The organism is Planctomycetota bacterium (assembly GCA_035384565.1).
GTDB lineage: Bacteria > Planctomycetota > PUPC01 > DSUN01 > DSUN01 > DAOOIT01.
On the sequence record DAOOIT010000041.1, the window covers coordinates 13,280 to 27,306 of the forward strand.

9 protein-coding genes are annotated in these 14,027 nt (G+C 68.4%); 3 read left to right on the forward strand and 6 right to left on the reverse strand.

The features are described from left to right. Window positions 1-3,198: a hypothetical protein gene (locus PLE19_15360; GenBank protein ID HPD16330.1), complete on the reverse strand. Its 3,198-nt coding sequence runs from the start codon at window positions 3,196-3,198 to the stop codon at window positions 1-3. A 135-nt stretch (window positions 3,199-3,333) separates the two neighbouring features. Between PLE19_15360 and PLE19_15365 the strand changes: the two genes are divergently transcribed. The 3 genes from PLE19_15365 to PLE19_15375 all read left to right on the forward strand — a co-directional run bounded on the left by PLE19_15365 (window position 3,334) and on the right by PLE19_15375 (window position 5,500). Beyond that, window positions 3,334-3,756: an amino acid-binding protein gene (locus PLE19_15365; GenBank protein HPD16331.1), complete on the forward strand. Its 423-nt coding sequence runs from the start codon at window positions 3,334-3,336 to the stop codon at window positions 3,754-3,756. Window positions 3,757-3,818: 62 nt separating this feature from the next. After that, window positions 3,819-5,222: a hypothetical protein gene (locus PLE19_15370; GenBank protein ID HPD16332.1), complete on the forward strand. Its 1,404-nt coding sequence runs from the start codon at window positions 3,819-3,821 to the stop codon at window positions 5,220-5,222. An 8-nt stretch (window positions 5,223-5,230) separates the two neighbouring features. Continuing rightward, window positions 5,231-5,500: a helix-turn-helix transcriptional regulator gene (locus PLE19_15375; GenBank protein ID HPD16333.1), complete on the forward strand. Its 270-nt coding sequence runs from the start codon at window positions 5,231-5,233 to the stop codon at window positions 5,498-5,500. Window positions 5,501-5,785: 285 nt separating this feature from the next. Here the strand turns inward: PLE19_15375 and PLE19_15380 are convergent, their stop codons facing one another. The 5 genes from PLE19_15380 to PLE19_15400 form a co-directional block, all read right to left on the reverse strand. Further along, entirely contained in the window at window positions 5,786-6,415 is a 630-nt protein-coding gene (locus PLE19_15380) for a bifunctional precorrin-2 dehydrogenase/sirohydrochlorin ferrochelatase (protein HPD16334.1), read from the reverse strand. A gap of 5 nt (window positions 6,416-6,420) precedes the next feature. Continuing rightward, the gene (locus PLE19_15385) at window positions 6,421-8,700 is read right to left on the reverse strand and encodes a hypothetical protein (protein HPD16335.1); all 2,280 of its coding nucleotides are present in this window, start codon (window positions 8,698-8,700) and stop codon (window positions 6,421-6,423) included. A gap of 24 nt (window positions 8,701-8,724) precedes the next feature. Beyond that, window positions 8,725-9,303: a peptide deformylase gene (gene def / locus PLE19_15390; protein HPD16336.1), complete on the reverse strand. Its 579-nt coding sequence runs from the start codon at window positions 9,301-9,303 to the stop codon at window positions 8,725-8,727. Between the two features lie 112 nt (window positions 9,304-9,415). Next, window positions 9,416-12,256 carry a hypothetical protein gene (locus PLE19_15395; protein ID HPD16337.1) on the reverse strand — a complete coding sequence of 947 codons (2,841 nt, stop codon included), beginning with the start codon at window positions 12,254-12,256 and terminating at the stop codon, window positions 9,416-9,418. A 157-nt stretch (window positions 12,257-12,413) separates the two neighbouring features. After that, window positions 12,414-13,973: a DUF1846 domain-containing protein gene (locus PLE19_15400; protein ID HPD16338.1), complete on the reverse strand. Its 1,560-nt coding sequence runs from the start codon at window positions 13,971-13,973 to the stop codon at window positions 12,414-12,416. Between the last annotated feature and the right edge of the window lie 54 nt (window positions 13,974-14,027).

Sequence of the window (14,027 nt, forward strand, 5' to 3'; positions counted from 1 at the left end):
CTACCGGGTGAAACGAATGATACCGAGGTTCTGGGCGCCCGTCAGCAGGCCGTCCTCCTTGAGCACAGGCCAGGCGGCGTTAGCCTTGCCGGTGAGGTCCATGCGCTGGAGAGCGATGGCTGCCCGCCAGGCTGCGCCTTCCGCCGGCGCGGCGCCAAGGGCCTCGCTGGGGATGAACGCCTTGACGGTCAGGCGGCCGTTGGCGAAGGCGATAGCGGTCTTGCACCGCTTGTCGTCGTAGATCGTCGCGGCAATGGCATCGCTCCGCTTCCACTCGCCGGCGTAGAGCCACCACTTGCCGTCTTTGAGGGCGGGCGTGAACCAGAACTGGTGCGATGCCTTGCCCCAGCCCTGGTGCGGGCCGGGCGAGGTATCCACGAACAGCTCCAGACACATGTTGTCCCAGAACCACTTCGGGTCGCCCGGCGTGAGGTCCTTTACCGAGAAAGATGCCTGGACGGTGAGGCCCTGAGGCACCCACCCCAGCCAGGCTTCGGGGGCGAAATCGAGGCTCGTCGAGGCGAAGTGCTCGCTGCTCAGCCTGGCAGCCGCCGGCCAGGGGAATAGCCCTTCGTAGTTCATCTGCTGGAGGAACGGTGCGTCGAGGGCGTGTGGCCGCAGCGGGAGGCGTTGGCGGGCGCCGTTCGCGAGGGTGAGCGTGAGGGGCACCGGGCCCTTGGCGGCAGCGGCGGCGGTGAACTCGATCTTCTGAGGCTTGCCGGGCTCCAGGGTCAAGGTGGCCGGCTGCACGGTGCCTGTGCCCTGGGGGGCCTCGATGGTCGCCTCCTGCTGCGTGTCGGCTGCCAGGCGAAGCTCGATTGCCGCCGGCTGGCCGGCCTCGTAGGGCTGAGCCTTGGCCAGCACGGGCGGCTCGATGCGAAGTGTGACGGGCCACGAGCGGCGCCACCCCTGAGCCGAGATGACCGCGCGGATGACATACGAGCCAGCGGGAACGGCCGGATCGCATGTGATGGCGATTGCTGTCGGTCGGCCGGGGCCCTCGGAGTCCCCGAGCAGAGCGACGCCCTTCGGCACACCCTCCCACGAGAGCGTCCCGCCACCAGTCATGACTTGCGCGAGGGCTTTCCCGCCGGGGAAGACACGGAGGGACGTCGAGGACGCCCACTCCGCGTGACGCTGCGCGTCCCAGACGAAGGGGAGCTTCTTGAGTTCGAGGTACGTGACCTCAGGGGTGATCTCCTTGGGGGTGATCTTGTTGCCGAAGAGGTCGTAGGCGGCCTCGGCCGTCTCGGCTTCCTTCGGCATCGGGTGAGCAGCCATCACCGACCAGATGGCGGCGACCCAGCCGTCCGAGGGCCTCTTGAAGAGGAGGCACCAGCGGTCATCCCCCAGGTCCACCGAGCCGTCGGGCTGGGCGTCGGCGGTGAAGGCAGAGAGGGCGGCCATCGCGGCGGCACTGGGCCTCGCCTGGTCGCTGGCGTCAATGAGGCCGCTGGACGAGAACTTGTTCGTGCCCCCCTTCACATCGCGGTCGAAGAACCAGAAGACCTTGTCGGTGCCGCACCAGCGGGCGAGGAGGTAGACGCGGGGCAGGTAGACGGCCTGGAGCCGTTCGCCGACGGCGGGGCCGTAGGTCACGTCCCAGCCGATCTCGGTGAGCCAGGCCTCCTTGCCCGCGGCGTGGGCGGCGCGGTTGATGCGGCGGAGCTGGTCGAGGAAGCTCATGGACTCGCGGCGGCCCTCGGCCCCCGTGTTCACGTCCTCCGTCGCCAGTTCGGGCGGCACGGTGCCCGTGTAGTAGTGGTAGTTGACGACGGCGAAGTCGTCGCGGATGGGCGACTTGAGGAGTTCGAGCGTGTCCTCGTAGTGGATGCCCGCGGTGCCATTGAGGGCGACACGCGCCTTGCCCGCCTCGCGGAGGCCCTTGGCTGCGGCGCGGATCAGGGGCATGTAGTTGGCCAGGCGGAGGCGCTGATTCGGCGAGGCCAGGTCGGCCTCGTTATCCAGCTCCCAGTAGGGCAGCGATGGGAACGCCTTGCCGAGGCGGGCGAAGGCGGCCGCGATGGCCGCCTCGTCCTCGAGGAACGCCTTCTTCGCGTCGTCCCAGAACGACCGCATCGTGATGGGCAGCAGGATGACGCCGCCCTCCTCGGCCGCCTTGAGCGTGAGGCGGAAGTCCACGCCGTTCGGCGCCATCGGCGCCTTCTCGCCGCCCTTGAGCCAGCCCCACGAGTAGTCGCGTCCCCAGTGGATGCCCATGCGGCCCAGGCTGCCCCAGGGGCTTTGATAGTGGCCATTGACGCCCATCGGCGACTTGAGGCGCTGCTCGGGCGTGAGCTTCGGCACGGGCATCAGGCGCACGAGCGTGCGGCTCGCCGTGGCGAGCGGCCTCGCGGCTCCCGCCTCCCACAACTCGGCGTCGAGGCGCACGGGGCCGAAAGCGGGGCAGGGGACATCGAGGTTCTGCTGCCACGCGCCCTTGACGCGCGCCGCGACCGGCTTCCCGGGCGTCTTCTGTCCGTTCCACGCCGTGAGCGAGTAGCGGATCTCGTAGGCCTTCTCCTCGGGCTGCCACGAGGTGAGGCGCAGCGTGACCGCTGCCCTGCCGTCGTCGCCCACGAGGCCGTTCGGCGCCGCAGTGTCCACGGCGAAAAGCGGCCCGCCCCCCTCGGCGATGAGGCGCTGCGACGGGTCCACCACGGCCTCCAGGCGCGTGACGAAGAGCCGCACGTGGTCGCCCCCCGGCAGCCCCCAGTTGTGGGTGACGATGCCTTTCAGGACGAGCGGCTGCTTGACGCCCGCCGGCACCTCCTTGCGCAGCTTCCGCCAGTCCGTGAAGTCCATCGCGCCCAGGCCCACCTTCACCTCCTTGTCGTCGGCGGAGCGGAAGTGAAGCTCGATGAAGTGCCCCGTGCCCGTGCCCTTGACCCACAGGCTCACGCTGAGCACCTTGAACGGGATCGGCCCCATCGCGGGCGGGTCGAGATTGAAGAAGGCGAAGTCCTTGCCGCTTGGCCACTGGATGGTGGCGACGAGGGACTTGCGAGGCGCGCCGGCTTCGGTGACGAGCGACGGCGGGAACTCGTCGCTGAGGGCGGCCGTGCCCTTCGCCTTGTTCCACGGGTGGACCTTCCAGTCGCCCTCCACGCTGAAATCGCTGAGCAGGCGGGTCTCCTGCGCCCAGGCCATGGAAACGAGCGCGGCGAAGGGGAGCAACCACAGGCCAGACCGGTTCATTGTGTTCCTTTCTCCTCGGGTGTGGCTGACAGGATACCAGAAGCCGCCTCGGATTTCGACTCCGCAATCAGGGTTGACATTTGGCGCGTGGCGTCCTATGCTTCAGGCATCACGCCTTTCATTGGAGGACAGGGCATGGCGCTGAAAGTGAGCCGCGTGGACACTTGGGCGGCGAGCATCGTGGACCAGCCGGGCGGCCTGGCGGCGAAGCTGAAGGCGCTGGCCGCCGCGGGCGCGAACCTGGAAATGGTGATCGCCCGCCGCGCGCCCGAGAAGCCGGGCACGGGCGTGGTCTTCGTCACGCCCATCAAGGGCGCCAAGCAGGCCAAGGCCGCCAAGGCGGCCGGCTTCGCCAAGAGCAAGAGCCTGCACACCGTGCGCGTGCAAGGCCCCGACAAGAAGGGCATGGGCGCCAGGATGGCCGAGGCCATCGCCGCCGCGGGCGTGAACCTGCGCGGCCTCTCCGCCGCCGCCATCGGCAAGGCATTCGTCGCGCACGTGGCCGTGGACAAGGCGTCGGACGCGGCCAAAGTGGCCCGCGCGCTCAAGGCCCTGTGAGCGGCGGTCGTCCGAGCATGGGACGCGCCTCGCGAAACGCGCCCCGCCATGGGGAGCCGCGTGTGAAGCCTCGGCGCGTTCTGTGCGCAGCGCTCATCGGCGCGGCCAGCCTGTCGGCCGGATGCGCTGTGTACTTCTACGCCGCCCCGCCCGCGCGGCACCGCGCCCACCCTGCCCGCTCGGCCGTGGGCAAGGCACTCGACTACCTGGAAGCGACCCAGGTGCGCGAGCCGGTGCGCGGCTTCGCCGGCGGCGGCGACTGGCCGGGCAACTGGCCGCAGTACATCTGGCTGCCCGCCTTCGGCCTGCGGGTGCGCGACGTCAGCCCGTTCATCCCGGCGGCCATTCACGCCTGTCTCGGCTATGTGGAGGGTGCTGCGCGGAAGGGGCAGGCCGGCCTCGCCGCGCGCGATGCCGAGCGGGCCAGAACCATGCAGGCGCGCGCGGCGGCGTTTCTGCGGCGCTTCGAGGCCACTGGTGAGGGCATTCCGCCCGGGGCCATCGCCTACTGGCCCCCCGCGTCGGCGGCCCGAGCCTGTCGGAGGCCCTGGCTGTCGGCCCTGCGGGGCGACTGGCTGATCTCGCCGCTCGTGGTGCCCATCGTGCGTGGGCCGTGCCCGTTCGGGGCCTTTGCGCCCCTCAACGTGCCCCAGTTGCCGCGTCGGTTCGGCGTCATGCCGGATGCCGACACGAGCTCGGTGGTGTCGGCCGCGTTGATTGACGAAGCACAGGCCACCGGAGCCCCTCCATGGCGACCGCCGCTGGAGGCGTTCGCCGCCTGGCGCGATCTGGGGCACGTGCCGCTGCGCTACCCCGCCGCCTGGCTCGAGCGCCCGTCGGGCCTCTTCCTCACCTGGTTCGGCGGGGCGGTCAACGATCTCGACCTGGTGGTGAACGCGAACGTGCTGTACCTGCTGGGGCGCTGTGGGGCGCTGGACCTGCCAGGCGCGGCGGAAGCCGTGGCGGCCCTCAACCGCCACGCAGGCCGGGCTACCCAGGAGACTCCGCGCGACCCGAGCGTGCTGTACTACCCGAATCGCTTCGCGCTCCACGGCGCGGTGGCCCGCGCCTACGTGCAGGGGCCTGTGCCTGCGCTGCGGCCCGCCGTCGAGCGGCTTGCGCAGGACATCGAGGAGCGCGCACAGCGGCGGCCCGATGGCACGGTGGTGTGGGACTGTGGAGCGCCGGACCTCGACACGGCGATTGCCGTGCTCGTCCTGGCGGGGTGCCGACGCTCGCCCGAGCTGGCGCGAGGGGGCGCCCGCTACCTGCTACGGACGCAGAACCGCACCACCGGCGCCTGGAGTGACTGCGACCTGGCCAGCGGGCGCACCGAGAGCGGGCTGAACCTCCTGTGGCGGTCGCGGGCCATGACCACGGCCACCGCCCTCTTCGCCCTCGTCGCCACGCGCGTGGAGTTCGGCGAGGAGATGCCCAATGACCGACCTCGACATGAAGGGGAGTGAGGCGAGCAATGGCAGACCTGCCCGATGCGATTGCAGTCAGGGAGTTCCTGGATGAGTTGAGCCCACGCAGGCGGGAGGTCTGCCTGTTGCTGGCCGATGGGCGCAGCCAGGTGGAGGTGGCACGGCGGCTTGGAATCACGCCTCAGTCGGTGCAATACCACGTTCAGCAGATTCGCAAGCGGTTGGCAGATATAGGCTTCGATGTGCCGGGGCTTCAGCGCAAGCAGTCGAAGGCGAGCCGGAGACGGCGTCGGGTGATGGCTGGCGGGCCCCCGTGACATAAAGCTATACACGGAAATGTCTTACGCACAACGATTCATCAGCCGAAAAAAAACCTCGAAAAAACATGAATTCGGGCCCTTATTTGCGCAGGGGCATTGCCATTGTACTGGTGGAGAGAAGAGGACCCGATGCCGGCAAACCCGGGCCCTGTTCCCTCGTAGGAAGCGCGCTCCGAGGCGCGGCGACGATGCGGCCCCTGGCAACCACCAGTCTAAGACACGCCCCGCGCCGCACATGTTCTTTGACAACTAACGTTTGCGGAAATGGGACCGTCGGGCGGGTCAGGAACCGCGCTCGATCAGGTCGCGGACGAGTTGGCGGACGGCATCAGGGCCTCGCTGGCGGAAGAGTTCGAGGGCCGGCTTGTCGGCGAGCGCACGGGCGATGGCGGACCGACGCTGGATGTCGGGCACGGCGACGGCGACCTCGGCCCTGAGCTCGGCGAGGAGGGCGACGAATTCCCCAAAGTCCTGGGGGATTAGCGGCTCAAGCTCAAGGCGCAGCCGCCGCGAGAGGGCGGGGCCGGCGCCCCCGGTCGAGACGCTGATGGTGAGGTCGCCGCGCGTGAGGGTGGAGGGCACGATGAAGTCGCACTCGGCGGGCGTGTCCACCACGTTGACGAGCGCGCCGGCCTTGCGTGCGGCGACGGCCACGGCGCTGTTCACGGCCGCGTCGTCGGTGGCAGCGTAGACGAGGTAAGCCCCTGCGACGTCGCCTTCCTCGAAAGCTCGCGTGATCCGCCGGAGGCCCTCGATCTCAAGCAGCTCTTGGCAGAACTCGGGGCTGACCACGGTGACCGCCGCGCCAGCCTCGAGGAGCGATTCGACCTTGCGTCGCGCGACCTGGCCCCCGCCGACGACGAGGCAGGGCTTTCCCTCGAGCGACAAGCAGATGGGGTAGTAACGGGGCATGGGCCTCAGGCCAGTTGAATCCGCTTGCGCATGTACCACTCGACCGCGGCCATGGCGATGAAGAAGGCGAAGAACAGCGGCGTGTTGTGGAGCGGGAACTTGACGGGCTCGGTGCGCCGCTCCTGGTCGGCGGCGAGGCTGGCCGCCAGGTCCTTGAGGTTGAGCCACGAGCAGTAGGTGCCGCCGGTGCGATCGGCGATCTCCTTGAGGAGCTTCTCATTGAGGCTCAGCTCGGCCATCTCGACGTCGGGCTTGCCGATGGTGAACTGCACGGACTGCGGCTTGCCAAGCGGCTGGTCGCCGAGCCTGGCCTTGAAGATGGCCTCGTGCGGCCCGAAGGTCTGCGGGGTGAGCTTGAGCTCGTACTCGCCGAGGCGGCCTCCGACTTTGGGCACCTCGTGCCTGGCGCGCTCCTTGGAGGGGCCGATGATGGAGACGTAGACGCTGGCGTCGCTCGTGGCCTGGCCCTGGAGGTCGCGCACGATGGCCAGGAGGCGCACGGGCGCGCCGGGCTCGTACTCGCCCTTGTCGGTGTAGGCGGTGAGGCCGGGCTTGTCGTCGCGCTTGACCTCCTCGCTGGCGAGCCAGCGGATGGCCTGGCCCCAGAGTTTGATGAACGGCTGCTCGCGGCCGAGGGCGCTGTTGGGCAGGTACCAGCGGTGAGTGGTGTCGGCGGTGACCAGCATGCTCCGGCCGTTGCCGACGTTGGCCACGGCGACCACGGTGAGCGGCTTGCCGTCGGGCCCCTTGGCGGTCGGGTGGACGGCGAGGACGGAGGCGACCGGCTTGGCCGCGCCCACGCGGGTGCAGCCGGCCAGCTTCTGTATGGGCACCTCGGCCACGCCGCCGCGCCGCGGGAAGAATTGGGTGATGTTGGTGAAGATGGGGTTCACCTCGCCGTCGTCGGTCAACTCCCAGGAGAACTCGCCGTTCTCCTGGCCGATGGTGGCCGGGCCGAGCCAGACGGGCGAGACGTCCTCGATGGGCGTCCCGGCGTACTTGCCGGGGCCCAGGGCGCCCACGCCGCCCAGGAGCAGGAGGCCGCGGCCGTCGAGGATCGCCTCCTTGAGGTCTAGCATCTGGTTCTTGGTGAAGAGGCTGCTGTGCACGTCGCCCAGCACGATCACGTCGAAGCGCTTCCAGGTCTCGAGGTTCGTGGGGATGTTGCTCAGGGAGATGCCCTTGACGGTGCCGCGCTGGAGGAAGTGGCCCTCCTGGCTCTTGACGAGGTAGAGGAGGTCCACGTTGGGGTCGGTCTGGAGGGCGCGCATCAGCCACTTGCCCTCGGCGCGCAGCACGCCCTCGATGTAGAGCACCTTGATGCGAGGGCCGGTGACGTTGATGGTGATCGGCTTGCGGTTGTCGCCGACGCGGTTCTCGTCCTCGAGCTTGGGGATCTCGATCTCGCCGTCAATGCGGCCGATCTCGGTGGGGGTGAACTTGAGGACGACGCGCTGCGCGCCCTTCTTGGTGTCGAGCACGAGCTCCTGCGAGGCGAGTTCTTTGTCCTTCTGCTTGTCGCGGAGGAGGACACGCACGGGCCGGCTGCCGTAGCCCTGGGCATCCACCAGCACCTTGATCTCCGTGGTGTTGTCCTTCGGCACGAAGTCGTCGTGCTCGACGTTGGTGATCGCCACGTTCTTGAAGTCCTTGTCCTCCTCGAGGCGGGAGCCGAAGGCGATGGGGTGGACGGGGACGCCCAGGCCCGCGATCTCCTCGATGGGGCGCTTGCCGCTGTTGTCAATGCCGTCGGTGAGCAGGATGATGCCGGCGACCTGTCCGCCGCGGTGCCGTGCGTTGTCGAGGCTGGCTTTGCAGGCCCCGGGGAGATTGGTGGCCTCCTCGTCGGCCTGGAGTGTTCGGAGATCGCTGTAGGAGATGGGCTGCGCGGTGGCGCCGAAGCGGAAGAGGCTGACGGCGAACTGCTCCTCGAGTTTGCCGAGGAAGCCGCTGTGGCGCAGGTTGGTCTTGGCGAGCTCGATCCGTGGGCCGGTGCCGGGGTCGGCGTGGCTCATGCTGGCCGAGGTGTCTACGAGCACCAGCAGGCGGGGGGCTCGGCTGAAGAAGCGCTTGAAGATCAGCGCCGGCTCGAAGATGAAGAGGAGCAGCACGACGACGATGAGGACGCGCATCGCCAGCAGGATGCCGAAGTACCAGCGGGGCAGCGCTCGGGCGTTGTTGATGTAGAAGTAGACGATCAGCCCGAGGCACACGGCGAGCAGGGCGAAGAAGGCGAAGGTCGAGTGGCCGCGGGATAGGAAGAAGGTCACGGCCAGCGGACACACGGCTCGGCTTCCTCACGATGCGGGCTACACGACGCTGCGCGCGGCCGCCCGGTGCTCGCGCTCGAGCTCCTTGAGGCGGCCGCGAACGCTCAGCCGGCTGGCCGGCGTCATGCGGTCAATGATCAGGCGGCCGTTGAGATGGTCGAGCTCGTGCTGGAACATGCGGGCGAGCAGCCCTTCGGCCACGGTCTCCATCCGGCGGCCCTCGAGGTCGTACCAGCGGGCCGTGAGGCGGGTGAATCGCGGGATGTTGCCGCGCACCTCGGGCAGGCTGAGGCAGCCCTCATCGGCCACCTCCTCGCCCTCGGCCTCGACGATCACGGGGTTCACGCACACGATCTCGAGTGAGCGGTCGTCGGGACGTGGATTCATGACGCAGAGCTGGACGCTCCAACCGACCTGGGTGGCGGCGAGGCCGACTCCGTTGGCCTCGTACATCAGCTCGAGCATCTCGCGGGCGCGCCCGGCGACCTCGGGGGTGATCTCGCGGATCACGGCCCCTTTCCTGCGCAGGAGAGGATGCGGATAGTGCAGTATTTCCACGTCGGGTCCCTGGGCTTTGCCCACGAAGAGGGAACGCTCGCCGCCCTGAGCTACCTGCATTATAGCGCCCGCTGCGCGGGGGCGCAAGCCGCGGAAGGAGCTGTGCTCCCTGCGTTTCCCCTGGCGTTCTTCCACCTCCGGTCTGCTCCCGCTGCGGGGTACGCATGGGGGCTTACGGATTCCCCGTGTTCCCCGCCAGCCCGGCGATCGCGCCAATCACCTTGGCCTTGAACGCATCGGCGTTGAAGCCTTCGGGCGGGGTGCGCTGGTTGAGCTTCACGGCGGCGATGGCGTCGTCGAGGAGCTTGGCAGCCGCCTTGACGGCGTCGGTCTCCTGGCCCGCCTTACGCCTGGCCTCGATGAGCTTCCAGAGGGTGTTGTAGAGATAGAAGTCCTCTGCCCCCTCGCGGCAGCGCTCGAAGTGGATGGTGGGGTAGATGGCCTCGCGGCCATAGCAGATCATGGCCGTGTCGGGCTCGCGGCCGTCGAGGTCGAAGAACTGGTAGCCGTGCAAGACGTTCAGGTGCCACTGCCAGCGGGCGGCGACGCCTTTGCGCCACTCGCTCCACTGGTAGAGGCCGAAGCTGTAGCGGTCGCGGCCCTGGTTGTAGATGTGGACCTCCTTGCCGAGCTTCTTGGCCTCGGCCATCACGCTCTCGTCGTGAAGGTTGAGGCTCGAGATGTCGAGGGCCTCGAAGAAGCGCTGGTGCCAGTAGTTCAGGTCGTCCTTGTCGGTCGGCCGCTGGGTGAAGTGGACGCTGTAGCTGCCGCTCGTGCGGACGGTCGTGGGGAAGGCGGCGGAGACCTTGGCCATGGCTTTCATGAAGGCCAGTTCGCGCTCGGCCACGTCGCGTACGCGGGTCTCGTCGCACATGGCGTATTGGATGGTCGGCCAGCCGTGGGCGCGCGCATGGGTGTCCACGGCCTTCCAGGCGCGCATCAGGGCCTCTTCGTAGGGCAGGCCGCTCTCCTTCTCCGTCTTCTCGCCGGCGGCGCCTTTCTGATAGCCGTCATGGAGGCCGCGGAAGCGCAGGCCGCCGTAGCCGCAGATGGCCTGGGTGAAGCCGTGCTTCTTCAGCAGCTCGAAGAAGCGGTCGCAGTCGCCGAAGTCAACGGCCGGCTCGCCGTTCTTCCAGCCCTTCAGCTCCCAACTCGGCCCGCCGCAGACGGCGTTCATCCCATAGTCACGCAGCATCTTGAGCGTCTGGTCGAGCACGTCCCATCGGTTCTCATCGGGAACCAGGTTAGGCGGCATCAGGCCGAAGAAGCCCATGAGATAGTCGGTTTGGCGGTTGAGCGCGACGGGGTGCAGCGTGAGCGTGAGCGCCGCGCTCCAGACCTCCTTCCCGTCGGGTGAATGGAAGGCGAGCTTGCCGCGCGGCTCGGAGGCCATGGGCGCTTGCACGCGAACCTTGAGGATGAGCAACCGCGTGACGCCCTTCGGGAGCGACACGGTCTGCTGCGGCGAGAGCCGCCGGAGCGTGTGCGGCTTCACCTCGTAGGCGATCTGGCTGAAGCCGCGGCTGGTGTTGTAGGTCACCAGGTTCAGCTCCTGGGCCAACGAGTTCGCCCAGGGCGACCACGCGGTTTGCACCTGGAGGCGAAGGTCCACGAGAGGGCGGATGGCGAGGCAGAAGGTCTCCGCTTCGCCGCCCACCGCCCGCCGCGCGAGGCTCACTTCGTTGGGACCCTTGGCGTCGGGCGGGGGCACCGAATGGGGCATGAGGTCCTCCTCGATGCCGACGGGCCACGCGACGAAGCCGAGCTTCTTCCAGTCGTCGGAGACCTCGAAGGGCGGGGCCGGCTTGTCGAGGCAGATGGCCTTGGAACGGAAGTCGGCGGCGATGGCGTCGAGCTGGCTGGCGAGCCATTTCTCGCCGGTTGCGTCGTCCGCCTTGTGAACGGCGATGCCGGCGACTCTGCTGCCCCAGACCTTGTCGGCCTCGAAGCAGAGCACCAGTCCGTTGGCGCCCGCTTCGGCCTCGAAGGCAGCGGGTTTCGCGATCTCGTCTTTCATGTAGGTGTCCCAGATGTCCACGCCCACCGGCTCAACGTTCTCGAAGCGATAGAGTGCATGGGCGACGCCGTCGGGCCGGTCCTCGCGCCAGACCTGTTTGCCGTTGGCCGCGATCGTGCGCCAGAGATGGCGGGCCTGCTCGCCGCCCCAGTAGCCGCAGTTCTCGTAGAAGACCAGCACCTTGTAGCGGCCGGGGGGCACGTCCACGCGGAAGTTGTAGCCGCCGCACTCCGCGGAGTCCTGGAGGAGCGGGCCGCCGAAGCCCGTGTCGCGTCCCCAGCCGGCGGGCGGCGTGCCGCCCTGCGGCCCCCAGCCGAAGCCGCGTTGTCTCGTGTAGGCCATGTCGTTGCTCACGGCGGTCCAGCCGAGCATGAGCGACTGGCTGGCCGGCCCGAAGTCGAAGGCCCACACGCCCTCGGGCTTGGCGGCCTTGACGAGGCGCAGGTTGTCAATAATCACGCGGCCCGTCGAGCCCTTGTCCCCGAACCCGAAGTCCACGCGCACGATGGCGTCGGGGTCAATGTTCCGCTTGATGTCGTTGTTGCGGCTGCCCGCCTCGCCGCGATAGAGACCTCGGACGGGCAGCACCCACTGGGTCCTGCCGGGGGCGAACGTCGTGCCCTGGTTGTGGCGGTTCCAGTAGCTGCGGTTGCCGTCCACCCAGGCCTGATCGGCGATGAGGACATAGCCCCCGATCGGCTCGGGGTTGGGGTTGGTCACGTCGAGCACGAGGGCGTCGTAGGCCGACCAATCGCGAACCACGCGGTTCCAGTAGATGTAGGCCGGCCGGTACTCGCCCTTGGGGTCGAAGGCGATTTGAAGCGCCCTCGCGCCTTGCGTCACGCCTTCAGAGACGAGGCTGGGCGTGCCGCTGCGGAACTCCCAGGCCTTCACGTCGCGGTCGGTCTCGAAGCCGCAGAGCAGCAGCGCATCCTCTGCGCGGGCGAGGACGGAACCAAGGCACAGAACAATGAAGGCAAGGCGCGGCACGAGCATGCTTGGGCTCCTCTTGCTACAGGGACGGGTGATGGCGACGGCAGAGACAGATCATAGCATGAGGGACACGGGAATCGAGTGGGATTCCGCCCAGGTCGGCGCCTTCGGTTGCCTCGCTCTCCCGAAGGCGCTGGGACCTTCGGGAGGGCGGGATGGGTCACGCCTGAAAGAGGTCCTTGCTGGAGAAGTTGGGCTCGGCGGTGAGGTTGACGCCGAGGCGCTTGAGGCCGGCCTCGTCGCCGGGGCTGGGGATGTGGGTGAGGTGGACCTCGCAACGCGCGAGGTCCTTGAGCTTCTCCATGGCGAGCTGGGCGGTGGGGTTGGTGGCGGCGCCGATGCTCAGGGCGATGAGGGCCTCGTCGAGGTTGAGGCTCACAGTCTTGGCGCTGAGGACTTGCTCCTTCAGGGCGCCGATGGATTCGATGATGGTGGGCGACAGCAGGTGGATGCGGTCGGGGATGCCGGCGAGGTGCTTGATGGCGTTGAGGACGAGGGCGGAGGTGGCGTGCATGAGGGGCGAGTTCTTGCCCGTGAGGATCGCGCCGTCGGGCAGTTCGATGGCGGCGCCGCAGAAGATGCCGCGGTTGCCCTTGCCGCTGGCGTGAGCCTCGGCGGCGGCCTGGCGGGCGGGGGCGACCACGCGGCGGCTGGTGGGCTCGACGCCCAACTCGTCCATCAGCAGTTCCACGCGCTCGACCGTCTCGCGGTCGGCCAGGCCCATGGCGTATTCGCACGAGTAGCGGAAGTAGCGGCGGATGATCTCCTGGGTGGCCGCCTCGCGCACGGCGGCATCGTCGGTGATGGCGAAGCCCGCGCGGTTCACGCCCATATCGGTGGGGGACTTGTAGACCGCCTCGTCGCCCATGATGCGGACCAGGATGCGCTTGAGGACGGGGAAGACCTCGACGTCGCGGTTGTAGTTGATGGCGGCCTGGCCGTAGGCTTCGAGATGGAAGGGGTCAATGAGATTGAAGTCGCGGATGTCGGCGGTCGCGGCCTCGTAGGCCACGTTCACCGGGTGCTTGAGAGGGATGTTCCAGATGGGGAAGGTCTCGAACTTGGCATAGCCCGAGTGGGCGCCGCGCTTGTGATCGTGGTAGAGCTGCGAGAGGCAGGTGGCCAGCTTGCCGCTGCCCGGCCCGGGGCCGGTGACGACGACGAGCGGCTTCGTGGTCTCGATGTAGGCGTTGGCGCCGTAGCCCTGGTCGCTCACGATGGTGTCCACGTCGGTGGGGTAGCCGCGGGTGTGGGCGTGGGTGTAGACGCGGATGCCGCGCCGCTCGAGCTTGTTCTTGAAGATGGTGGCGGCGGGCTGGCCGGCGAAGCGGGTGATGACCACGGCGGCGACCTCGATGTTCCAGTCGCGCAGGTCGTCAATCAGCTTCAACGCGTCCACGTCGTAGGTGATGCCGAAGTCGGCGCGCACCTTCTTGCGCTCGATGTCGCCCGCGTAGATGCATAGGATGATGTCGGCCTTGTCCTGGAGCTTCTGGAGCAGGCGCATCTTGACGTTGGGGTCGAAGCCCGGCAGCACGCGCGCGGCGTGGAGGTCGAAGAGCAGCTTGCCGCCGAACTCCAGGTAGAGCTTATTGTCGAAGCGCGCCACGCGCTCGAGGATGGCCGCGCTCTGCTCTTTCAGGTATTTCTCGTTGTCGAAGCCGATCGGCTTGCCGTTCGGGGCCGTGGGGGTGGGGCCAACGCGCTGCGGTGCCGTCATGTGGTCTCCCTGCTCGCCAAGGGCAGAAGGGTGGAAGGGCCAGGAACCCGACGC